1 protein-coding gene is annotated in these 232 nt (G+C 42.2%); it reads left to right on the top strand.

Going from position 1 to position 232, the window contains the following annotated elements; translation table 11 throughout:
- Positions 1-232, top strand: a 232-nt coding sequence (locus tag ADM33_RS07095) for a hypothetical protein (RefSeq protein ID WP_049504088.1), incomplete at both ends; no start/stop codon positions are given.

Consider the following 232-nt stretch of genomic DNA (forward strand, 5'->3'; position numbering starts at 1 on the left):
CTACGATGAAACTAAGTTGGATCTTGATTCTACTAAGATCAAAGCTTACGATTCAGTAACAGGTGATGATGTCACAGCTAAATTCGATATCGCTGTGAACAACGGTGTGATTACTGCAACTCTTAAAGCTGGCTTCACGAAGTCACTTGGTGATGCGGAAAACACTCAAGTCATCGATACAACTAAGTTCGCCTTCGGACGTTACTACAAGTTCGACATCCCAACAACAGTG

It is taken from the genome of Streptococcus oralis, assembly GCF_001075875.1.
In the GTDB taxonomy this organism is placed as follows: domain Bacteria; phylum Bacillota; class Bacilli; order Lactobacillales; family Streptococcaceae; genus Streptococcus; species Streptococcus oralis_I.